This window comes from Streptomyces sp. DT190 (assembly GCF_049846985.1).
Taxonomy (GTDB): domain Bacteria; phylum Actinomycetota; class Actinomycetes; order Streptomycetales; family Streptomycetaceae; genus Streptomyces.
Genome location: NZ_JBNCNM010000012.1, coordinates 84,846 through 107,323 on the forward strand (window position 1 = coordinate 84,846; position 22,478 = coordinate 107,323).

Genomic DNA, 22,478 nt, shown 5'->3' on the forward strand with positions numbered 1-22,478 from the left:
CGTCGAGTCCGTCCGCCGTCCCGCCGTCCCGCCGGCCCGTCGCGGTCAGAGCTCGGTGGGCTCCAGCGCCCCCAGCTGCTGCATCAGCCCGAGCCGGTCGTACTGCCACCACCCCTCGGCGATCTTGCCGTCGGGTGTGCAGCGGTGGACGGTCGTCCCGGTCATGGTGACGTCCTCGCCGGTCGGCGGGATGCCGAGGAACTCGCCGGTGTGGCGCCCGTGGAAGGTCCACCGGGTGCACACCCGGTCGCCCTGCGCCATCTGGTCCTCGACGGTGAACGAGAAGTCGAACCCGCCCCGCCAGACCTCCACCTCGCGCCGCACCGCGTCCAGCCCGATGACGTCCTGCACATTGCCCGGGTCGTGGTCGTGGTAGTCCTCGGCGAACACGTCGTTGAACGCGGGCGCGTCACCCCGCCCCGGCGCCAGCTCGAAGAACCTGCGCGCGGTGGCCGCGTTGAGCTGCTCGTCCCGCACCACGTCGAGGTCCGTGAACCTCGGCGTCTCGTCACAGAGCGCCAGCATGTCCTGGAAGATCCGGTCGGTCTCCGGCAGCCCGGAGTTGCGCATGGCGTCCTCGTAGGACGGGAACTCCACGATCTCCACGATGTGCGAGGAGTCGGCCCGGTCCTTCGCCACCACACTGTGCGTGGCGGTCCGTTTGCCCTTGGTCTGCTCGACCCAGCGGTCCATCAGCCGGTTCATCTCGTCGAGCCGGCTGGTCCTGCATTCGATGAGCTGAACGAAGGTCATACTCGCCCCACCTCCGGCCCCCCTGGGGTCCGGCTGAACAGCACCGGCTGAACAGCACCATTGTCCCCACGGGAACCGCGCGTCGCCTCCCGGCGCCCGGGCACGGCAAGGGGGTGAGGGATGGGGCCGGGGGATGGCAGGGGCGGGACGGCCGGAGCGGCGGAGCACCTGTCCGGCCGCGCCCCGCGGCGCCTACTGCGGCCCGTACTTCCGCCCGGTCCTGGAGGACACGGCCCCCAGCATCCCGCGCGGCACCAGCTTCGCCGCCCCCATCAGCGCCTTGTACCGGGGGTCCGGGATGGACAGCGTCCTGCCCCGGGCCAGGTCGTGCAGGGCCGCCGCGACCAGCTTGTCCGCGTCGAGCCACATCCAGCCCGGGATGTTGTCCGTGCCCATGCCGGCCCGCTCGTGGAACTCGGTGCGGACGAAGCCGGGGCACAGCGCCATCAGGCGTACGCCGCTGCCGGCCAGGTCGCGGGCCACGCCCTGGGTGAACTGCACGACCCAGGCCTTGGACGCGCCGTAGGTGCCGCGCGGCACGAACGCGGCCACCGAGGCGACGTTGACGACACCGCCGCGGCCCCGCTCGCGCATGGCCTCCGTCGCCGCCGACGTCAGTCGCAGCACCGCCTCGCAGTGCACCTTCAGCATCCGCAGCTCGTCGGCCATGGGGACGTCGAGGTAGCGGCCCTTGTTGGCGAAGCCGGCGTTGTTGATCAAGAGGTCGACGGGGTTCCTGCGGTCGCCCAGGCGGTCGGCGACCGCCTCGATGCCCTTGTCCTCGGCGAGGTCGGCCGTCAGCACCTCCGCCTCGATGCCGTGCCGGTCGTGCAGCTCGGTCGCCTGTTCGCGCAGCCGCTTGGTGTCGCGTGCGACCAGCACCAGGTTGTGCCCGTCGGCCGCCAGTCGCCGCGCGAACGCGGCCCCGATGCCTGCCGTCGATCCCGTAATCAGAGCCGTTGTCATGGCAGAAGGGTAGTGACCTGGACCGCGTGCATCCGCGTGCCCGCGGGCCCTTCCCCGGTGAAGGCTCGGTGGAGAAGGACCCGGTGAACGGCTGTCAGCCGCCGTGCTTCTCCGCGTACTCCCGCGCCGCCCGCAGCGACTCCGGGTGCAGCGCCTCACCCGCCGCCAGCAGCCGCGGCAGCAGTGTCCGCTCGGTCGTCACCGCCCGGAACTGCAGGGCCACCGTCACGTCGTGGTCCGGCCGGTGCAGCACCTCGATCGCGTCGCCCGCCCGGATCTCGCCCGGCTCGATCACCCGCAGGTAGGCCCCCGGCGCCCCCCGCTGCGTGAACCGCTTCACCCAGCCCTTTTCCCCCAGATGGCCCTGGAACGTGCGGCACGGTATGCGGCCGCAGGTGACCTCCAGCACCACCTCGGGCCCGATGCGCCAGCGCTCGCCGATCCGCGCGCCGGAGACGTCGAGACCCACCGTCGTGAGGTTCTCGCCGAACGCGCCGTCGGCCAGGGTCCGGCCCAGCTCGCCCTCCCACGCGTCCAGGTCCTCGCGCGCCATCGCGTACACCGCCTGGTCGTCGCCGCCGTGGTGCTGCAGCTTGCACACGGCGTCCCCGGCGAGCCCGCTCCCGCCGATGCCCTTGGGGCCCGGCGCGGCCACCCGCACCGGCCCCGCCACCGGCCGCTTGTCGATTCCCGTGACCCCCTCGGGGTGGTCCGTGTACGGCACGGCCTCGGCGCGCCCCAGATTCACAGACAGAAGCTTCATGCCCGCACGGTAGGGGACCGGCTCCCAAAGCGTCGACGTATTTTCGCTGCGAGATCCAAAGCCCGGCTTATCGTCGCTTATCCTCGAAGAGTGATCGAAGCTCGTCATCTCCGCGTCCTGCGCGCCGTCGCGGCCACCGGCTCCTTCTCCGCAGCGGGGCGGGAACTGGGCTGCACCCAGCCCGCCGTCAGCCAGCAGATGAAGGCCCTGGAGGCGTCCGTCGGCACCCCGCTGCTGATCCGCACCGGGCGGGAGATGCGCCTGACCCAGGCCGGTGAGGCCCTGGTGCGGCACGCGGCCGGGATCCTCGCGGGGCTGACGGCAGCGGAGGAGGAGGTCGCCGCCATCGCCGGGCTGCGCGCCGGACGGGTCCGGCTCGTCTCCTTCCCCAGCGGCAGCTCCACGCTCGTCCCCACCGCCCTCGCCGCCCTGCGCGAGGCCCACCCCGGCACCCGCGTCTCCCTGGAGGAGGCCGAGCCCCCGGCCTCCGTCGGCCTGCTGCGCGAGGGAGACTGCGACGTGGCGCTGGCCTTCCGCTACGAGGGCGCCGCGGGCGCCGAGGAGTGGGACGACCTCGTCGTGCGGCCGCTGCTGTCGGACCGGCTCGTCGCGCTCGTGCCGGAACGGCACCGGCTCGCTGACGCGCAGTCCGTCGCCATCGGCGAGCTCGCCGGGGAACCGTGGATCGCGGGCTGCCCACGCTGCCGCGGCCAGCTGGTCGAGGTGTGCACGACAGCCGGCTTCACCCCGCGCATCGACTTCGCCACCGACGACTACCCGGCGGTGGTCGGCCTGGTCGGCGCCGGCCTGGGCGTGGCGGTGCTGCCGCAGCTGGCGGTGGAGTCCGTACGGCCCCGGGGCGTGCGCACCGTGACGCTGGAGCCGGCGGTGCGCCGGGAGATCGTCGCCCTGACCCTGCCCGACCTCGCGCAGGTCCCCGCGGTGGCGGCCACACTCGACCAGCTGACCCGGGCCGCCCGCCGCTAGCGCCGCCCACGCGCACCCCTCCCGGGGCGCGCACGCACGCCGAAAACCAACGGCAGGCACGCCAAAACCAACGGCAGGCACGCCAAAAACCAACGGCACGCATGCGCGTGCCTTGAGAAGAAACGTTCCTTCAGTTGTTCGAGGCGTCGTGCCCGCCGGATGTCGTCGCCGACACCAGCCGGTTGCGCGCCCGCCCCATCAGCTCTTCACGCTCGTCCTCGGTCAGACCGCCCCACACGCCGTACGGCTCTCGTACCGCCAGCGCGTGGGCCGCGCACTCGGCGCGCACGGGGCACCTCATGCAGACCTCTTTGGCCGAGTTCTCGCGAGCACTCCGAGCCGCACCGCGTTCGCCCTCCGGATGGAAGAAGAGCGAGCTGTCCACCCCGCGACAGGCAGCCAGCAGCTGCCAGTCCCACAGGTCCGCGTTCGGTCCGGGAAGGCGGGAGAAATCTGCCATTACGTGACCCCTTGTTGCCGTTCTTGGCGGATCCGGTGTCCACGACCGTACAACTACGATCTAAGGAGATGAAAATATGACTCATTGCGAATCTAGCTCCAGACACCGCCAAAGCGGAAGAAATGGGTCTGAATGGGGCATAGGTTGTGATGAAAGTTCGAGGGTCTGTGGCGCATATCTGCACCGTGTCCGAGCCCTCACGTAGAGTGCCGAAGATGGCAGCCGGCCCCGTAACTCTTTCGAGTGACCGTCGTTGAGAGTGCGAGGCGGTTGAAGGAACAAGCGCTCGGGCAGGCGTCCGAGACGGTCGACCGCACAGGTGACGATTTCGTACCAGCCTGGAGGCTCAAGGTGACGCGCATCAGCTGCGGAGGGCGGCCATGACTTCCGTCCTCGTCTGCGACGACTCCCCGCTTGCCCGAGAGGCGCTCCGCCGCGCGGTCGCGACCGTGCCCGGCGTCGAGCGCGTGACGACGGCGGCCAACGGCGAGGAAGTCCTCCGCCGCTGGGGGGCCGACCGCTCGGACCTGATTCTGATGGACGTACGCATGCCCGGACTGGGCGGCGTCGAGACGGTCCGGCGGCTGCTGTCCGCCGACCCCGGTGCGCGCATCATCATGCTCACCGTCGCCGAGGACCTGGACGGCGTGGCCCTCGCGGTCGCCGCCGGGGCCCGCGGCTACCTGCACAAGGACGCTTCCCGCGCGGAGCTGCGCGCCACGGTCACGCAGGCCCTGGCCGACCCGACGTGGCGGCTCGCGCCACGCCGGCTGCGCTCGGCCGAGATGGGTGCGGCGCCCACGCTCACCGCGCGTGAGATCCAGGTGCTCGAAGGCATGAGCCACGGCCGTTCGAACGCCGAGATCGGCCGCGAGCTGTTCCTCTCCGAGGACACCGTCAAGACGCACGCCCGGCGCCTGTTCAAGAAGCTGGGCGCCTCGGACCGGGCGCACGCCGTGGCACTCGGCTTCCGGTGGGGACTGGTGCGCTAGGGCCTGTCGTTCGGACCGGGCCGGCTTCGACACGCGGCCTCCGGCGCGGGCCGGAGAGCGGGGGCACGCGGATGCCCCCGCGGCAGCCGCACCCGCGCGTGCGGGAGCCGGCGGCCGACGGCAGCGCCGGCGAGGCCCACCTCCTCCGGCCCGGGCGGCGTCGACGGCCCGGGCGGGCGCGGCCCCACCTCCCCGGGACGATCCGAACGGCAGGTCCCGGCAGCGGTCCCGCAGGCCGCAGCGGTCGCAGTGAGGGCGCGGAACGCCAGGTGGGCGGGGGTGGACCAGGGGTCCGCCCGATGCCCGCTGCTGGTTTCGCCGCGGATGCCGCATCCTTGAGGGTGTGGAGTTCCTCGGGGACGAGTCGGTCGAGCGGAAGGGGAGGGCGCAAGGGATGACTTCCGGCGCACCTGCTCATAACGCTTCGGTGCACAACAACGGGCGCGGTGCCGCGGACCCGGCGGCCGCAGGGCACCATGGACCGATGCGTGACGACGAGGCGGTGCATGCCCAGGGGGCGATCGGCGCGCTCGTCCACCGAGCCGTCGACGGAGACGAGCAGGCCACGCACGACCTGCTCGCCCATGTCCACCCTCTGGCCCTGCGCTACTGCCGCACCCGGCTGTCCCGCCTCCCGGGCGACGCCCGGCACTTCGTGGAGGACCTCGCCCAGGAGGTCTGCGTGGCCGTGCTCCTCGCCCTGCCGCGCTACCGGGACACCGGGCGCCCCTTCGAGGCGTTCGTCTTCGCGATCGCCGCCCACAAGGTCGCCGACCTGCAGCGCGCCGCGATGCGCCACCCCGGCTCGACGGCGGTCCCCTCCGACGAGATGCCCGAGCGGCCCGACGACTCCCTGGGACCGGAGGAGCGCGCCCTGCTCAGCAGCGACGCGGAATGGGCCAAGAAACTCCTGGCCAACCTGCCCGAGAACCAGCGGGAGCTGCTGCTGCTGCGGATCGCGGTGGGACTCACGGCCGAGGAGACCGGCCAGATGTTGGGAATGTCACCCGGCGCCGTCCGGGTGGCGCAGCACAGGGCGCTGAGCCGGCTGCGGGCGCTGGCCGAGCAGTAGGCCCTCAGCGGCCCTTCGTTGAACAGGCGGTGCGCCGCTTCCGTACGAACATACGAAGCCCGGTGCGGTCCGGAACCGTGGAATGAGACAGCTCTCCTTCCCGTTAGCATGGACATCCGCACCGATCAAGGCCATTTGGGGAAGGTGTCATGACTGCCAACGTCGACGGAGTGCCCGGTAAATTCGCGACACTCGGGCTGACCTACGACGACGTGCTGCTGCTGCCGGGTGCATCGGAAGTGCTCCCCAACGCGGTCGACACCTCGTCCCGCATCTCCCGCAACGTCCGGGTCAACATCCCGCTGCTGTCCGCCGCCATGGACAAGGTCACCGAGTCGCGCATGGCGATCGCGATGGCCCGCCAGGGCGGCGTCGGCGTGCTGCACCGCAACCTGTCCATCGAGGACCAGGTCAACCAGGTCGACCTGGTGAAGCGGTCCGAGTCGGGCATGGTCACCGACCCGATCACGGTGCACCCGGACGCCACGCTCGGCGAGGCCGACGCGCTGTGCGCCAAGTTCCGCATCAGCGGCGTCCCCGTCACCGACGGCAACGGCAAGCTGCTCGGCATCGTCACCAACCGCGACATGGCCTTCGAGTCCGACCGCACCCGTCAGGTGCGCGAGGTCATGACGCCCATGCCCCTGGTGACCGGCAAGGTCGGCATCTCCGGCCCCGACGCCATGGAGCTGCTGCGCCGCCACAAGATCGAGAAGCTGCCGCTGGTCGACGACGCGGGCGTCCTCAAGGGCCTGATCACGGTCAAGGACTTCGTCAAGGCCGAGCAGTACCCCAACGCGGCCAAGGACGCCGAGGGCCGGCTGATCGTCGGCGCCGCCGTGGGCGCCAGCCCCGAGGCGCTGGAGCGCGCCCAGGCGCTCGCCGCCGCCGGTGTGGACTTCCTGGTCGTCGACACCTCGCACGGCCACAACAGCAACGCCCTCAGCTGGATGTCGAAGATCAAGTCCAGCGTGAACGTCGACGTGATCGGCGGCAACGTCGCCACGCGTGACGGCGCCCAGGCGCTGATCGACGCCGGTGTCGACGGCATCAAGGTCGGTGTCGGCCCCGGCTCCATCTGCACCACCCGCGTGGTCGCCGGTATCGGCGTCCCGCAGGTCACCGCCATCTACGAGGCGTCCCTGGCGGCTCGCCCGGCCGGCATCCCGCTGATCGGCGACGGCGGTCTGCAGTACTCCGGCGACATCGGCAAGGCCCTGGCCGCCGGTGCCGACACGGTGATGCTGGGCAGCCTCCTCGCCGGCTGCGAGGAGTCGCCCGGCGAGCTGCAGTTCATCAACGGCAAGCAGTTCAAGTCGTACCGCGGCATGGGTTCGCTCGGCGCGATGCAGTCCCGCGGCCAGGGCCGGTCCTACTCGAAGGACCGCTACTTCCAGGCCGAGGTCGCCTCCGACGACAAGCTCGTGCCCGAGGGCATCGAGGGCCAGGTGCCCTACCGCGGCCCGCTGGCCAACGTGCTGCACCAGCTCGTCGGCGGTCTGCGCCAGACCATGGGCTACGTGGGCGCGGCCACCATCGAGGAGATGGAGTCCAAGGGCCGCTTCGTCCGCATCACGTCGGCGGGCCTCAAGGAGAGCCACCCGCACGACATCCAGATGACGGTCGAGGCGCCGAACTACAGCCGCAAGTAGCGGCCAGGCCTTCCGAGGGCGGCCCCGGGGCATCCGGGGCCGCCCTCGGCGTGCCCGTCGGCGATACTGGAAGACGCTGAAACGCATCAGGGAAAGGCCACCAACGTGACTGAGATCGAGATCGGGCGCGGCAAGCGCGGCCGCCGGGCGTACGCCTTCGACGACATCGCCGTCGTCCCCAGCCGCCGTACGCGGGACCCGAAGGAGGTCTCGATCGCCTGGCAGATCGACGCCTACCGCTTCGAGCTGCCGTTCCTGGCCGCTCCCATGGACTCGGTCGTCTCCCCGGCCACCGCCATCCGCATCGGCGAGCTCGGCGGCCTCGGCGTCCTCAACCTCGAAGGCCTGTGGACCCGCTACGAGGACCCGCAGCCGCTGCTCGACGAGATCGCCGAGCTGGACTCGGAGACCGCGACCCGCCGTCTGCAGGAGATCTACGCCGCTCCCATCAAGGAGGAGCTGATCGGGCAGCGCATCAAGGAGGTGCGCGACTCCGGCGTCGTCACCGCCGCCGCGCTCTCCCCGCAGCGCACCGCCCAGTTCTCCAAGGCGGTCGTGGACGCGGGCGTGGACATCTTCGTCATCCGCGGTACGACGGTCTCGGCGGAGCACGTCTCCGGTTCGCACGAGCCGCTGAACCTGAAGCAGTTCATCTACGAGCTGGACGTCCCGGTGATCGTCGGCGGCTGCGCCACGTACACCGCCGCCCTGCACCTGATGCGCACGGGCGCGGCCGGTGTGCTGGTCGGCTTCGGCGGCGGCGCCGCGCACACCACGCGCAACGTGCTCGGCATCCAGGTCCCCATGGCGACGGCGGTCGCCGACGTGGCCGCGGCCCGCCGTGACTACATGGACGAGTCCGGCGGCCGGTACGTGCACGTGATCGCGGACGGCGGTGTCGGCTGGTCCGGCGACCTGCCCAAGGCGATCGCCTGCGGCGCGGACGCGGTCATGATGGGCTCCCCGCTGGCCCGTGCGACGGACGGCCCGGGCAAGGGCCACCACTGGGGCATGGAGGCGGTGAACGAGGAGCTGCCGCGCGGCAAGAAGGTCGCCCTCGGCACGGTCGGCACGCTGGAGGAGATCCTCACGGGCCCGTCCCACACGCCGGACGGCTCGATGAACCTCTTCGGCGCCCTGCGCCGCGCCATGTCCACGACGGGCTACAGCGAGCTCAAGGAGTTCCAGCGCGTCGAGGTGACGGTGGCGGACTCGCAGCACCGGCGCTAACCCGCTCCGCACGCAAAAGGGCCCGGCCACTCAGGGAGTGGCCGGGCCTTTCGCATGCCCAAGTGGCTTGGCCGGGGCGCTTGTTGGCGGCAGGGGGGCGCACGGTTGCCTTCGGGCCGTTCGGGTCGGTGAGGGGCGGTGGTGAGCCGCTAGTGTCCGTGATCGGCGCCCCGGTTCTTCTGGGTGCCCCCTTCCAAGGACACGGTCCGGACCCCGCCCTCGGGGCCCGGCCCGACACCGACGAGCCGTTCACCGGGCCACTGGGCGGCGTCGTGGAAGGGGGCGCCCATGGGTCGCCACCGCAAGCCCACCCGCTGGGACCGACTCCGTCTTCGGATGGTGCGGTGCCGGAGGAGGTGGATCTTGCGGATTTTCGGATGGTGAGCGGCCGCCCCCACAAGAACTAGGGGCGGACACTCCGTGATCCATCCAGGAGCCTGCCGCAGCAGCCCCTGCGGTGGGCTCCACCCTTTTCGGATGGTGAGCGGCCGCCCCCAAGAAAACTAGGGGCGGACACTCCGTGATCCATCCAGGAGCCTGCCGCAGTGGCCGCTGCGGTGGGCTCCGTCTGTTCTCGTAAGGTACCGGGGCCGGGTGCCGCGTGCCAGCAGTCCCCAGGCTTCCGCACCTCGCGCGCCCCCCTTCACAACCGGTGCGCCGCCCCCGTAGGGGTCGCCCCTCGCGTGTCCAGCAGGAGCGGGGCCTTCACCGACAGGCCCTGCAGGTCGTACGTGCGGTGCTGCTGGAGCAGGATCGTCAGGTCCGCGTCGGCCGCCGCCTCGTAGAGGGAGTCCGCGCGGGGGACGGGGCGGTCCAGGACGCTCCAGGCGGGGACGTGCGGGTCGTGGTAGCTGACCGAGGCGCCCAGTTCCATCAGGCGCTGGGCGATCTCCTGTGCCGGGGTGCCCTGGAGGTCGGCGAGGTCCGGCTTGTAGGTGACGCCGAGGAGGAGCACGCGCGCGCCCCGGGCCGACTTGCCGTGTTCGTTGAGGAGCGTGGCGGCGCGCTGGACGACGTAGCCGGGCATGCGGCTGTTGACCTGCTGGGCCAGTTCCACCATGCGCAGGCCGCGGCCGGCCCGTCCGGTCAGGTCCTGGGGGACCGAGTGGCCGCCCACGCCAGGGCCGGGGCGGAAGGCCTGGAAGCCGTACGGCTTGGTCTCCGCGCAGCGGATGACGTCCCACAGGTCGACGCCCAGGTCGTGGCAGAGGACGGCCATCTCGTTGACCAGGGCGATGTTCACGTGCCGGTAGTTCGTCTCGAGCAGCTGCACGGTCTCCGCTTCGCGGGGTCCACGCGCGCGTACCACCTTGTCCGTCAGCCTGCCGTAGAACGCGGCGGCCGACTCCGTGCAGGCCGGGGTGAGGCCGCCGATGACCTTCGGGGTGGTGGCGGTCGTGACGTCACGGTTGCCGGGGTCGGCGCGACTGGGGGAGTACGCCAGGTGGAAGTCGCGGCCCGCGCGCAGGCCCGAACCCTCTTCGAGCAGCGGCCGCAGGAACTCCTCCGTCGTCCCCGGGCGCACGGGCGACTCCAGGATCACCGTGGTGTGCGGGCGCAGGCGCGCCGCCAGGGTGCGGGCGGCGGCCTCCAGCTGGCCGAGGTCGAGCGTGCCGTCCGCGCCCGGCGGGGTCGGCGGGCAGAGCACCGCGGTGCGGACCCGGCCCAGCTCGGCCGGGTCGGTGGCGGGCCGGAAGCCCCCCGAGAGCATCCGGCGCAGTTCGGCGGGGCTCAGTGAACCGGCCTCCGGGCCGGTCCGGTAGCCCAGGGTGGGGATGCCTGCGGCGACGGCGGCTTGGGCCAGGGGCAGGCCGTACGGGCCGAGTCCGATGACGGCGAGATCTGCGGGCATGGCGTGGCCGTCCTTCCCGATAACCGAAGTGGGACAGGTGCGCAAGCCCTGTGGACAGGACGGGCGAGCGCAATGTCAGACTAGGAGTAAATATGACCGATTTGCGGGATTGGCTGGCCGAGTTTCGGTGAGTGTTCCGTGACGGTTGTCCACAGGCTGGGGGGCCGTGGTGGCTGAAGTCGGGCAACCCGGTCAGAATCTGGGCAGGGGGATACGGACGGGGCTGCGCCCGACGGGTGCGGTCGGCGCGACCGATGAGCGGGAGGCAGCGGTGAGGACAGCGACACTCGGACCGGCGCAGCGCGCCGAGTCACTCGCATCGATGGCCGAGCGCGAGCTGGACGTGCTGGTCGTGGGCGCAGGCGTGGTCGGCGCGGGCACCGCCCTCGACGCCGTCACCAGAGGTCTCTCCACGGGCCTGGTCGAGGCGCGGGACTGGGCGTCCGGGACCTCCAGCCGGTCCAGCAAGCTGATCCACGGCGGCCTGCGCTATCTGGAGATGCTCGACTTCGCCCTGGTCAGGGAGGCCCTCAAGGAACGCGGACTGCTCCTGGAGCGGCTCGCCCCGCACCTGGTGAAGCCGGTGCCGTTCCTGTATCCGCTGCAGCACAAGGGCTGGGAGCGGCTGTACGCCGGGTCGGGCGTCGCGATGTACGACGCCATGTCCATGGCGCGCGGACACGGCCGGGGCCTGCCCATGCACCGGCATCTGACCCGCTCCCACGCGCTGCGCGTGGCGCCCTGCCTGAAGAAGGACGCCCTGGTCGGGGCGCTGCAGTACTACGACGCCCAGATGGACGACGCCCGCTACGTCGCGACGCTGGTGCGCACGGCGGTGGCCTACGGCGCGAAGGCCGCCAACCGCGCGCGGGTGACGGGTTTCCTGCGCGAGGGCGAGCGGGTGGTCGGCGCCAGGGTGCAGGACGTCGAAGGCGGCGGCGAGTACGAGATCCGGGCCAAGCAGGTCGTCAACGCCACCGGCGTGTGGACGGACGACACCCAGGCCATGGTCGGTGAGCGCGGCCAGTTCCACGTCCGGGCGTCCAAGGGCATCCACCTGGTCGTGCCGCGCGACCGGATCCACTCCACGACCGGGCTCATCCTGCGGACCGAGAAGTCCGTGCTGTTCGTCATCCCCTGGGGCCGGCACTGGATCGTCGGCACCACGGACACCGACTGGGACCTCGACAAGGCCCACCCGGCCGCCTCCAGCGCGGACATCGACTACCTGCTGGAGCACGTCAACTCGGTGCTGGCGGTGCCCCTCACCCGTGACGACGTCCAGGGCGTTTACGCGGGGCTGCGGCCCCTGCTCGCGGGCGAGTCGGACGCCACGAGCAAGCTGTCGCGCGAGCACACGGTGGCCCATCCGGTGCCCGGGCTGGTCGTCGTGGCGGGCGGCAAGTACACGACCTACCGGGTCATGGCCAAGGACGCGGTGGACGCGGCGGTGCACGGCCTCGACATGCGGGTCGCCGAGTGCGTCACCGAGGAGGTGCCGCTGCTGGGCGCCGAGGGTTACCGGGCCCTGTGGAACGCGCGGGCGCGGATCGCCGCCCGGACCGGACTGCACGTGGTGCGCGTGGAGCACCTGCTGAACCGGTACGGGGCGATGACGGAGGAGATCCTCGAACTCATCGCGCAGGACCCGACCCTGGGGGAGCCGCTGCCGGCGGCCGACGACTATCTGCGCGCCGAGATCGTCTACGCCGCCTCGCACGAGGGGGCGCGGCATCTGGACGACGTGCTCACCCGGCGGACGCGGATCTCGATCGAGACCTTCGACCGGGGCGCGCGCAGCGCGCGGGCCGCCGCCGAGCTGATGGCGCCGGTGCTGGGCTGGGACAAGGACCAGATCGAGCGCGAGGTGCAGCACTACGAGAAGCGGGTGGAGGCCGAGCGGGAGTCGCAGCGGCAGCCGGACGACCTGACGGCGGACGCGGCGCGGCTGGGGGCGCCGGACATCGTGCCGCTGTAGGAGCGCACGCCCGACCTGCGTCCGGTACCCGACCTGCGTCCGGTACCCGACCTGCGTCCGGTACCCGACCTGCGTCCGGTACCCGACCTGCGTCCCGTACCCGCGCGTGACCCCGCGTCCCGTACCCGCGCGTGACCCCGCGGCCGCGCTGCCTCGTGCCCGCGCTGCCCCCCGCTTCCGTCTTTCACTCGAACGAGTGTCAGGACGCGGGATCTTCGTTCGGAACCGGGTCGTTCTACCAGGTGCGGGGGCAGAACTCGGCCGCGAGCACCGCGGGTTCGAGGCCGGGATCCGCTATCGCGTCCGTGTTCACGCGGAAGGTGAGGACATGCCGGCCGCCGACGGTGGCGACGCTGCGCACGTAGCTGCCGGATATGTGGCCGTTGTGTCCCCACACCGTCGTGCCGCACGGGAGCTTCTCGGGGAACAGCCCCATGCCGTACGCGCCGTGTGCGGCACGGGTGTCGAGCATCTCGCGCAGCCGGTGCGGGGGCAGCAGCCGGCCGCCCAGCAGGGCCGCGTAGAAGCGGTCCAGATCGGCCAGCGTGGTCACCATCTCGCCCGCGGCTCCGGCCGCCCGCGGGTCGAGATCGGTGACGTCGGTGCCGTCGGCGGCGTAGGAGCGGCCGTGCGGGGAGGGCAGCGTGGAGCGGGAGCCGGGAAAGGAGGTGCCGGTCAGGCGCAGGGGAGTGATGATGCGTCGCTCGGCCTCGGCGGCGTACGAGTCGCCGGTGACCTGCTCGATGACCAGGCCGAGCAGGACGTAGTTGGTGTTCGAGTAGGAGAAACGGCCGCGGAGTGCGGGAGGGCGGGTGAGAGCTATGCGCACGGCCTGACGGGGTGTGACGGGTATGGTTCCGGCGGTGGCCGAGGTGAAGTCGCGCAGGCCGCTGGTGTGGGTGAGCAGGGAGCGCAGGGTCAGCGCGCGGCCGTCGTTCCCGGCGCCCCGCACCAGACCGGGCAGGTGCTGCTCCACCGTGTCGGACAGGGACAGCCGTTGCTCGGCGGCCAGTTGCAGCACGACGGTCGCGATGAACGTCTTCGTGACGCTCCCGGCGCGAAAGTGGTCCGACCGGGCGATCCCCTGCCCGGCTCCGGCATAACGGATGGTGGTGCCCTCCCGGGCGAGCAGGGCCGCGGCGGGCGCCCCGCCCCGGGTCACCAGCAGCGGAAGCACGGTGTCCGTCGTCGGCACCGACAGGGCCGAGGAGTCGGCGGGCGGCAACCCCAGCAGGGCCACGGCGACGGGCAGGGCCAGCAGACTCCGGAGCGACGGCATGCGGGCACCTCCTCCTGGGGGCGACGGGCCTCGGGCGCCGGGCCGGGCCGGGGGACGGGAGACCGGGCGGGGCCGGTTTTGGGGGCCCATCATGCAGGGCGGTACCGGGCGCGCCGCAGCCGGGTTCCGGTGCTGCGGGCCGGTTGCGTGCTTGAGCGGGGGCCCCCTGGGCACTGGGCACTTGTGCGGTGAGAGACAATGGAGGCTCTGTCAGGGCGGGTTGTATGAGGGGACGCATGTCGGAGGCGGAGCGGGCGGGCACATCTCGTCAGGACACTCGTCAGGACAACAAGGAGCGTCTCCTCGCGGGGCGCTACCGGCTCGGCAAAGTGCTGGGCCGCGGGGGCATGGGCACGGTCTGGCGGGCTCAGGACGAGACCCTGGGCCGGACGGTCGCCGTCAAGGAGCTGCGGTTCCCGTCGAACATCGACGAGGACGAGAAGCGGCGGCTGATCACGCGGACGCTGCGCGAGGCCAAGGCGATCGCGCGGATCCGCAACAACAGCGCCGTGACGGTGTACGACGTCGTCCAGGAGGACGACCGGCCCTGGATCGTCATGGAGCTCGTCGAGGGCAAGTCGCTCGCCGAGGTCATCCGGGAGGACGGCCTCCTCGAACCGAAGCGCGCGGCGGAGGTCGGCCTCGCCGTCCTGGACGTGCTGCGCTCGGCGCACCGCGAGGGCATCCTGCACCGTGACGTGAAGCCGTCCAACGTGCTGATCGCCGAGGACGGCCGGGTCGTGCTCACCGACTTCGGCATCGCCCAGGTCGAGGGCGACCCGTCCATCACCTCGACCGGCATGCTCGTCGGCGCTCCCTCCTACATCTCCCCCGAGCGGGCGCGCGGGCACAAGCCGGGCCCGGCGGCCGACCTGTGGTCGCTCGGCGGGCTGCTGTACGCGGCGGTGGAGGGCGCGCCGCCGTACGACAAGGGCTCGGCCATAGCGACGCTGACGGCCGTGATGACCGAGCCGCTGGAGGAGCCGAAGAACGCCGGTCCGCTGACGGACGTCATCCACGGGCTGCTCACCAAGGACCCCGCCCAGCGGCTCGACGACGCGGGCGCCCGGGCGATGCTGAACGCGGTCATCCACGCGCCCGCGAAGGCCGAGGCGGAGCCGCTGGACGCGACGAAGGTGGTGCCGCTGCCGGCGCAGCCGGACAGGTCCTCGGACAGGGGGAGTTCGGCCGGGTCCGGTGGCAAGCGGGGCGAGGAGGCCGGGGAGCGGCTGCGCGGTGCCCTGCGTTCGGTGCGCAAGGCCGCGGCGGGACCGGCTGCCGCGGCGGCCACGTCCCGGAGCGCCGAGGCCGCCTCCTCCGAATCCGGCGGCCGGGCGGAGCGGGCCGGGACGGCGGGCGCGTCCGCCGGGGCGGCGTCGGCATCGGAGCCGGCCGCGAAGCCGGACGCCGGGGCCGGTGAGAAGGAGACCAAGGCAGGTTCGGCGGCCCGGAGTTCGGGCTGGCCCGTCGTGCCGCCGCCGGACCTGCCGCCGAGGCCCGCGCCCCGGGCGCCGCTCACCGACGTGGTGCCGCGGCGGACGATGGTGATCATCGCGGTGGTCGTGGTGCTCGCGGTGATCGGCACCGTGCTCGCCATCGTGCTCAGCGGGGACGACAAGGGCGCGCAGGGTTCGGGCGAGGGCGGCGGCAAGCCCGTGGCGTCCGCGCCGGGCACCGCCGACACCAAGGGTGACGAGAGCAAGGGCACGAGCACGGACGGCGCCCGGAGCCCCGCGCCCTCCGGTTCGGCCTCCGGCAGCACGCCGAGCGGCGGGTCCGGCACGTCGGACGGCGGCGGTTCCTCCTCCGGCGGGGACGGCACGGCGGCCGAGTCGACGCACCAGGGCAGCCAGGGGTACTCGATCGGTCTGCCGAAGGGCTGGAAGTACCAGACCGCGAGCGCGGCCGGTGACCGGTTCAGCGGCCCCGACGGGCAGAAGCTGCTCATCGCCTGGACGTCGACGCCCAAGGGCGACCCGGTCGCCGACTGGGAGAGCCAGGAGCAGTACATGCGGCGCGCGCAGTACCAGAAGATCCGCATAGAGAAGGTGGACTACCGCGGCTGGAACGCCGCCGACTGGGAGTTCACCTACACGGACGGCGGCACCAAGTACCGGACGATCGACCGCGGTTTCGTGGTGAACGACCGGCAGGGGTACGCGCTGATGTACACGGCGAAGGCGGCCGGCTGGGACGGCGAACTGCGCAAGGAGACCTGGCGGACGCTGACGAAGACCTTCGAACCCAAGTCCTGAGCATGAGGGGCCCCGGGTTTGGGGAGGCAGATCTGGCATCCCCGCATTGCGGGTTGCCCGCGGCACGTATCGTAAATGTTTGCGGACCGTGCGCAGTCGGAACGGACCGTAGGGCGAACGGATGCGACCGACCGGGCCGACGGGGGAGGCAACGTGGACGACTATGCGGGACGGGTTCTCGCCGACCGCTACCGCCTGCCGCTGCCGCCGTCCGACGAGTACGAACTCACGGAGACCCGGGCCTTCGACACCTACAGCGGCCAGGAAGTCCTGGTCCGGCAGGTGCCGTTGCCGGAGGTGGTCGAGGCGGAGGTCCTCGACGCGGAAGGGCTGCCGGACGGTTTCACGGCACGTGACGGGGGAGTGCGGCGGCCCGGTGCGCGCGCGGGCGTGCGGCGGCCCGCGGACCCGGTGGTGCGGCGCGCGGTGGAGGCCGCGCAGGCCGCGGCGGCCATCCCCGACCATCCGCGGCTCGACCAGGTCTTCGACGTGTTCGCCGAGGGCGGTTCGCTGTGGATCGTCAGTGAGCTGGTGGCCGCGCGTCCGCTGGCGGCCCTGATGGCGGAGAAGCCGCTGACGCCGTACCGGGCGGCCGAGGTGGCCTCCGACGTGCTCATGGCGCTGCGGGTGCTGCACGCCCACGGGTGGGTGCACCGCAACATCACCGCCCGGACGGTGCTCGTCTGCGACGACGGCCGGGTGATGCTGACCGGTCTCGCGGTGGGCGCGGCGGAGGAAGCACTGTGCGGGTACGACCCGGTGCCGCCGCCGGCCTTCGAGGAGTCCGTGCCCGGGCAGGGACCGGAGGGGGGTCCCGGGACCGGGCGGCCCGACGGCGTGAACGGCCCCGGCGGACCGGGCGGTCAGGGTGGATTCGGCGGTCCGGGTGGTGCCGCGGTGCCGGGGGGCGTCGCCGGCGCGGGCGATCCCGAGGCCGCGCGGCGTGCCGCCATAGAGGCGCGGGAGGCCAGGGGGCTGCCGGCGGCCGGGAGGGACACGGCGGGCGGTGGCCCGGCCGTGCCGGCGCGGCGCAGCCCGGACGACAGCGACCCGCGCGCCGCGCGCGCCGGGGCCATCGCGGCCTACCGGGCGGGTGCCCGGGCGGCCGCACGCGTCCAGGAGGCCCAGCAGGACACCCGGGCGCTGCCCGGCGCCCGGCCCGCCCCGGACGGCGGGCCGGGGCCCCACACGAACGGTTCGGCGCACGCCCCGTACGTCGTCCCCGGGCAGGGCACGGCGCCCGACGCGTCCCCGCCCGGCCGGATAGCCGACCCCTACGGCGTGGGCGGCAAGCACCGCACCACCGCCTGGCACGGCGCCGCACCACGCGGCGGCACGGGCGGCGCCCCCTCGGCGCAGGGCCAGGAACAGGCGGCCCTGCCCCCGGCCCAGGACCCCTCCGCGCCGGCCCGGTGGGACGACCTGGTCGACCACAGCCCCGCACCCCGCCGCGGCCCGGCCACGGCCCTGGCCGCCGAGCGGGCGCGGCAGGCGCGCATGGCCGTCGTCGGGCCCGTCACCGAGCGCTGGGCGCCGGAGCAGGCCGGACCCGTGCACGAGAACTGGCAGCTGGCGGCGCCCATCGGCCCCTCCACCGACCTGTGGGCGCTGGGCGCGTTGCTCTTCCGGGCCGTGCAGGGCCACGCGCCCTACCCGGAGGAGTCGACGGCCGAGCTGGTGCAGATGGTGTGCGCGGAACCGCCCGCGTACGCCGAGGAGTGCGGGCCGCTGCGGCCGGTCGTGGAGTCGCTGCTGCGGCAGGACCCCACCGAGCGCCTCGACTTCGAGGAACTGCGCGGCTGGCTGCGCTCCCTGGTGCGTTCGGCGCCGGAGCCGGAGGCCGGGCTGCACGTGGTCGCGGCGCCCCCGGCCGACGCCAGCCGGCTGCCCGTCGTACGCCGCCGGGGTGAGCTCGTGCGCAGGCGGCGGGCGGGGCTGCCCGCGCACCACGGACGACACAAGCGGGCCAAGGAGTCCCGTTCGCCGCACCGCCTCGGCCGGACCCTGCTCGTGCTGGTGCTGCTCGCGATGGCCGCGGCGATCGCCTACGCCATGCTCTTCATGCCCAAGTCGGACACCGGTGGCGCGGAGGGCGCGGACCGCACGGGTGCCGCCGGGGAGGTCAGCCAGGCACCCGAGCCGGACGCCAGCAGCGAGCCGCGGCCCGACCAGACCTCGCCCGCGCCGGAGCAGAGCCCGTCCACGTCAGCCGGTTCCTCCGAGACGCAGACCACCGGCCCCGACGTCGCCGACGGCTTCACGCTGCGCAAGGACTCGGCCGGCTTCCAGGTCGCCGTCGCCAAGGGCTGGGACCGCACCGCGCGGGGCGTGGGCGGCCAGGTCGTCTACACGAAGGGCGACTTCGAGCTCATCGTCGTACCGGGCCGGGACAAGGCGTCGGAGTACGGCAGCGATCCCATGGCCTACCAGCGCGAGCGGGAGCGGGAGTTGCAGCCGTACCGCGACTCCAGCTGGGCCACCTCCACCGGTCTGAAGACGATCGAGGTGGGCGGACGGACCATGGCCGAGGGGCAGTTCACCTGGACGGGCGCCGACGGGGGCGAGCTGTACGTGCGCAACCTGGCGATGCTGGTCGACGGGCGTTACCACGTCCTGCAGGTGCGCGGCCCGGAGTCCGACCGGGACGAGGTGACGCGGTTCTACGAACAGGCGGCGGCGACCTACCGGGTGACGGGATGAGCGGCGGGCCGCCCGCCGGCCGACCCTGGTCCTCCCTCTGACCGCCTCGGTTCTCCCTCTGGTCGCCTGCCGTCCCGGCAGGCGACAACCGTCACAGTGCGGTCACCGTGGCACCCCGCTTGTTCCCTGGCGCGGGGCGGGTCCTTACGCTGACCCTGTCAAGACCATTGCGGGGCAACGTGAATCAGATGCAGGGCCAGCTCGTCGCGGGCCGTTACCGGCTGGCCGACGCCATCGGCAGCGGCGGGATGGGCCGGGTGTGGCGTGCGCATGACGAGGTGCTGCACCGGTCGGTGGCCATCAAGGAGTTGACGGCCGCCCTCTACGTCTCCGAGAGCGAGCAGGCCGTCCTGCTGGCCCGCACCCGGGCCGAGGCCAGGGCCGCCGCCCGGATCAACCACTCGGCGGTCGTCACCGTGCACGACGTGCTGGAGCACGACGGGCGCCCCTGGATCGTGATGGAGCTGGTCGAAGGCCGCTCACTGGCCGACGCGGTCAAGGAGGAGGGGCGCGTCGAGCCGCGCGAGGCGGCGCGCATCGGCCTGTGGGTGCTGCGGGCCCTGCGCGCCGCGCACACCGCCGGTGTCCTGCACCGCGACATCAAGCCGGGCAACGTCCTGCTCGGGCGCGACGGACGGGTCCTGCTCACCGACTTCGGCATCGCCCAGATCGAGGGTGACACGACCATCACGCGGACCGGTGAGGTCGTCGGCTCGGTCGACTACCTGGCACCCGAGCGGGTCCGCGGCCACGACCCGGGCCCGTCCTCCGACCTGTGGGCACTCGGCGCGACGCTCTACACGGCCGTGGAGGGGCGCTCGCCGTTCCGCCGCACCACACCGCTGACCACCATGCAGGCCGTGGTCGAGGAGGAGGCCGCCGAGACCCGGTACGCCGGTCCGCTCGCGCCCGTCATCAGCGCCCTGCTGCGCAAGGACCCCGCCACCCGGCCCGACCCGTCCGAGGCCGAGCAGATGCTGGCCGAGGCGGCGGAAGGGCGCCGGCCGAGCGGGGCGCAGGCGTATGTGCCGACGCAGTACGGGGGGACGCCGCAGCCGTACCGGGAGGGTGACAGCGGCACGGGCACGGCAGCCGGCGGCACGGCAGCCGGCGGTGCGGCCGGCACCGGTTCGAACGGCATCGGCCGGGCGGGTTCCGGTCCGGCCGGATCGGGTTCGCACACCCGGGCGCCCCTGCCGCCGCTGGCCGGTACCCCGGCGACCGGAACGCCGAACTCCGGCACCCCCGTGGCCGGTACGCCGACGACCGGACCCGCCGCGGCCGGGCCGAGGACCACGGGCCCGATGCCGACCGGCCCGCACGCGTACGGCCCGCATCAGCAGCAGACCGCGGGCCGGCCGCACGGCGGGGCACCGGCCCACGGCGGGGCACCGGCTCACGGCGGGACACCGGTGTACGGCGCGGCCACGGCGTACGGCGCGCCGCGGCCCTACGCCACGGGGCAGCACGGCGCGGGACGGCACGGCGGCGGAGGGCAGCCCGGCCCGGGGCGGCCGGCCCCGTCGGGACGGCGCCGCAGGCTACGCACCGTCGCCCTCGTCGTCGCGCTCGCGGCCGTCATCGGCGGGGGCACGGCCGTCGTCCTGCAACAGTGGGACGACAGCCGGCGCACGCCGGGCGCCGCGTCCGGCTCCGTGGGTCCCACGGGCACGCAGAAGGCCGGGAGTTCGGTCCCGGACGGCTGGACCCGCCGCGACGACCCCGCGGGTTTCAGCCTCTACCTGCCCAAGGGCTGGCAGCGCAAGCCCTTCGGCCCCCAGGGCGAGCTCCGGCAGATCGACTACACGCCGGACGGCGGACGGCAGTTCGTCAGGATCGCCGTCGACACCTCCCCGGACTTCGCCGACCCCTACGCCCACCAGCTGGACCTGGAACAGCAGTTGCAGGGGCTGGCCGACTACCGGCGGGTCACGCTGGAGCGCAACGTCTACCGCGACCGGGAAGGTGCCCTGTGGGAGTACACCTGGACCGCGCGGGCGAAGGACACCCCCTTCCCGGGGCCGCGCCGGGCCATCGAGGAGACGTACGTCGCCCGCGACGGTACCGAGTACGCCCTCTACATGTCGGCTCCCGCGGCGGACTGGGCGACGGCGCGCAAGCAGTTCACCGCGCTGTTGCAGGGGTGGCAGGAGAAGACCTCCTGAGGCGGTGCGGCCTCTGACCCGGGGCCGTCTGTTTCGGCCACGCGCGAGACACGGCCCCGGAGCGGTCCGGTCCGGTGGGGCATGATGGCCGCATGGGGACCGAGGGGCACAACATGCGTGTCGTCGCGGGCCGTTACCGGCTCGAGGAGAGGCTCGGGCGCGGGGGCATGGGCGTGGTCTGGCGGGCGACGGACCAGCTGCTCGGCCGGGGCGTGGCCGTCAAGGAGCTCCCCCACGACGAGTCGCTCTCGGCCGCGGAGGCGCGCCGCCAGCGGGACCGCACACTGCGCGAGGCCCGGGCGGTGGCCCAGCTGAGCCACCCGCACATCATCGTGGTCCACGACGTCGTCGTGGACGACGAACGCCCCTACATCGTCATGGAGTTGATCGAGGGCGGCTCGCTCGCCGACCGGCTCGCGGGCCGGGGCCCGGTCGACGCCGCCGAGGCCGCGCGCATCGGCATCGACCTGCTCGGCGCCCTGCGCGCCGCGCACGCGGCCGGGGTCCTGCACCGGGACCTCAAGCCCGAGAACGTGCTGCTGGAGGAGGGCACCGACCGGGTCGTCCTCACGGACTTCGGCATCGCCCAGGTCCAGGGCGCTCCCACGCTCACCGAGAGCGGTTCCTTCGTCGGCTCGCCCGAGTACACCGCGCCCGAGCGGATGTCGGGGGTCAGGACCGGGCCCGAGTCGGATCTGTGGTCGCTGGGCGCGCTGCTGTGCGCGGCCCTCAGCGGGGAGTCGCCGTTCCACCGCGACTCGCTGGGCGGGATCCTGCACGCGGTCGTCGTCGGCGACATCCAGCCACCGCCGCAGGCCGGGCCGCTCCTGCCCGTCGTCCAGGGCCTGCTGGAACGTGACCCGGACCGGCGGCTGGACGCGGACCGGGCGGAGCGGATGCTGCGGGCCTACCGCGCGACGGGCCGGACGCCGCTGTCACCACCGCCCGGGTACGCGCCGACGGTGCGGGACGCGCCGCCCGGACAGCCGCGGGCCGCCGCCGACGGGCAGTCGCCGGGGCCACCGGCGGGTCCGGCCGGCCCGCGGCAGCGGGAGGAGCCCTTCATGCGGCAGCCCACCCGGCGTGTGCTGGTGGCCGCGCTGCTGGTCGCCGCGGTGGCCGGGGCTGGGGTGTCCGCGGCGGCCCTGTTGCGCGACGAGAGCAACGGAGACGGCGTCACCCCGACCACCCCTTCGGCCTCTTCGGCCCGCGGGACGCCCACGGCCGAGTCCCCCGCCACCCGGAGTGCCCCCGCCCCGGCCCCCGCCCCCACGCTCACCGCGAGCCGGTCGACGGACCCCGAAGCACCGTAAAAGGGTCATAAGGCTCGGCGTGAAGTCACGGGTCTGTGACCGGCTCGCGTCCGTGGTGGAT

16 protein-coding genes are annotated in these 22,478 nt (G+C 73.2%); 10 read left to right on the top strand and 6 right to left on the bottom strand.

Translation table 11 applies throughout. The features are described 5' to 3' along the window. Positions 1-45: 45 nt before the first annotated feature. The 3 genes from ACPXCS_RS21685 to ACPXCS_RS21695 all read right to left on the bottom strand — a co-directional run bounded on the left by ACPXCS_RS21685 (position 46) and on the right by ACPXCS_RS21695 (position 2,482). Complete coding sequence (locus ACPXCS_RS21685) at positions 46-753, bottom strand: ester cyclase (RefSeq protein WP_425948480.1); 708 nt, start codon at positions 751-753, stop codon at positions 46-48. A 192-nt stretch (positions 754-945) separates the two neighbouring features. Next, complete coding sequence (locus ACPXCS_RS21690) at positions 946-1,719, bottom strand: SDR family NAD(P)-dependent oxidoreductase (RefSeq protein WP_425948478.1); 774 nt, start codon at positions 1,717-1,719, stop codon at positions 946-948. Positions 1,720-1,813: 94 nt separating this feature from the next. Next, on the bottom strand, positions 1,814-2,482 hold the full coding sequence (locus ACPXCS_RS21695) for an MOSC domain-containing protein (RefSeq protein WP_425948476.1): 669 nt from the start codon (positions 2,480-2,482) through the stop codon (positions 1,814-1,816). A 90-nt stretch (positions 2,483-2,572) separates the two neighbouring features. Between ACPXCS_RS21695 and ACPXCS_RS21700 the strand changes: the two genes are divergently transcribed. Further along, a complete protein-coding gene (locus ACPXCS_RS21700) occupies positions 2,573-3,469 on the top strand; it encodes a LysR family transcriptional regulator (RefSeq protein ID WP_425948475.1) in 897 nt (298 codons plus the stop codon). A gap of 130 nt (positions 3,470-3,599) precedes the next feature. Here the strand turns inward: ACPXCS_RS21700 and ACPXCS_RS21705 are convergent, their stop codons facing one another. After that, positions 3,600-3,929, bottom strand: a complete 330-nt coding sequence (locus ACPXCS_RS21705) for a WhiB family transcriptional regulator (RefSeq protein WP_425948473.1) — start codon at positions 3,927-3,929, stop codon at positions 3,600-3,602. A 380-nt stretch (positions 3,930-4,309) separates the two neighbouring features. On the opposite strand from ACPXCS_RS21705, the gene ACPXCS_RS21710 reads away from it, so the two are divergent. The 4 genes from ACPXCS_RS21710 to ACPXCS_RS21725 all read left to right on the top strand — a co-directional run bounded on the left by ACPXCS_RS21710 (position 4,310) and on the right by ACPXCS_RS21725 (position 8,875). After that, positions 4,310-4,921 (top strand): response regulator transcription factor, encoded by a 612-nt coding sequence (locus ACPXCS_RS21710; protein ID WP_003948568.1) that lies wholly within the window; start codon positions 4,310-4,312, stop codon positions 4,919-4,921. A gap of 484 nt (positions 4,922-5,405) precedes the next feature. Next, positions 5,406-5,993 carry a sigma-70 family RNA polymerase sigma factor gene (locus tag ACPXCS_RS21715; protein WP_030233658.1) on the top strand — a complete coding sequence of 196 codons (588 nt, stop codon included), beginning with the start codon at positions 5,406-5,408 and terminating at the stop codon, positions 5,991-5,993. A 149-nt stretch (positions 5,994-6,142) separates the two neighbouring features. Next, complete coding sequence (gene guaB, locus ACPXCS_RS21720; protein ID WP_383335064.1) at positions 6,143-7,645, top strand: IMP dehydrogenase; 1,503 nt, start codon at positions 6,143-6,145, stop codon at positions 7,643-7,645. 105 nt (positions 7,646-7,750) lie between these two features. Next, positions 7,751-8,875, top strand: coding sequence for a GuaB3 family IMP dehydrogenase-related protein (locus tag ACPXCS_RS21725; RefSeq protein ID WP_365093145.1), 1,125 nt, complete (start codon positions 7,751-7,753; stop codon positions 8,873-8,875). Positions 8,876-9,518: 643 nt separating this feature from the next. Here ACPXCS_RS21725 and ACPXCS_RS21730 read toward each other — a convergent pair. After that, positions 9,519-10,727 (bottom strand): nucleotide sugar dehydrogenase, encoded by a 1,209-nt coding sequence (locus ACPXCS_RS21730; RefSeq protein WP_425948471.1) that lies wholly within the window; start codon positions 10,725-10,727, stop codon positions 9,519-9,521. A gap of 271 nt (positions 10,728-10,998) precedes the next feature. Between ACPXCS_RS21730 and ACPXCS_RS21735 the strand changes: the two genes are divergently transcribed. After that, positions 10,999-12,705, top strand: coding sequence for a glycerol-3-phosphate dehydrogenase/oxidase (locus tag ACPXCS_RS21735; protein ID WP_425948470.1), 1,707 nt, complete (start codon positions 10,999-11,001; stop codon positions 12,703-12,705). A 235-nt stretch (positions 12,706-12,940) separates the two neighbouring features. Here ACPXCS_RS21735 and ACPXCS_RS21740 read toward each other — a convergent pair whose 3' ends face one another. After that, a complete protein-coding gene (locus ACPXCS_RS21740) occupies positions 12,941-13,984 on the bottom strand; it encodes a serine hydrolase domain-containing protein (RefSeq protein WP_425948469.1) in 1,044 nt (347 codons plus the stop codon). A gap of 236 nt (positions 13,985-14,220) precedes the next feature. Here ACPXCS_RS21740 and ACPXCS_RS21745 point away from each other — a divergent pair, with 236 nt between their 5' ends. From ACPXCS_RS21745 to ACPXCS_RS21760, 4 genes are all read left to right on the top strand, one after another. Further along, positions 14,221-16,239, top strand: coding sequence for a serine/threonine-protein kinase (locus ACPXCS_RS21745; protein ID WP_425948467.1), 2,019 nt, complete (start codon positions 14,221-14,223; stop codon positions 16,237-16,239). A 153-nt stretch (positions 16,240-16,392) separates the two neighbouring features. Beyond that, positions 16,393-18,939 (top strand): protein kinase, encoded by a 2,547-nt coding sequence (locus tag ACPXCS_RS21750; RefSeq protein WP_425948466.1) that lies wholly within the window; start codon positions 16,393-16,395, stop codon positions 18,937-18,939. 188 nt (positions 18,940-19,127) lie between these two features. Beyond that, the gene (locus ACPXCS_RS21755; protein WP_425948465.1) at positions 19,128-21,104 is read left to right on the top strand and encodes a protein kinase domain-containing protein; all 1,977 of its coding nucleotides are present in this window, start codon (positions 19,128-19,130) and stop codon (positions 21,102-21,104) included. A 92-nt stretch (positions 21,105-21,196) separates the two neighbouring features. Next, entirely contained in the window at positions 21,197-22,417 is a 1,221-nt protein-coding gene (locus ACPXCS_RS21760) for a serine/threonine-protein kinase (RefSeq protein ID WP_425948463.1), read from the top strand. Positions 22,418-22,478: the final 61 nt, after the last annotated feature.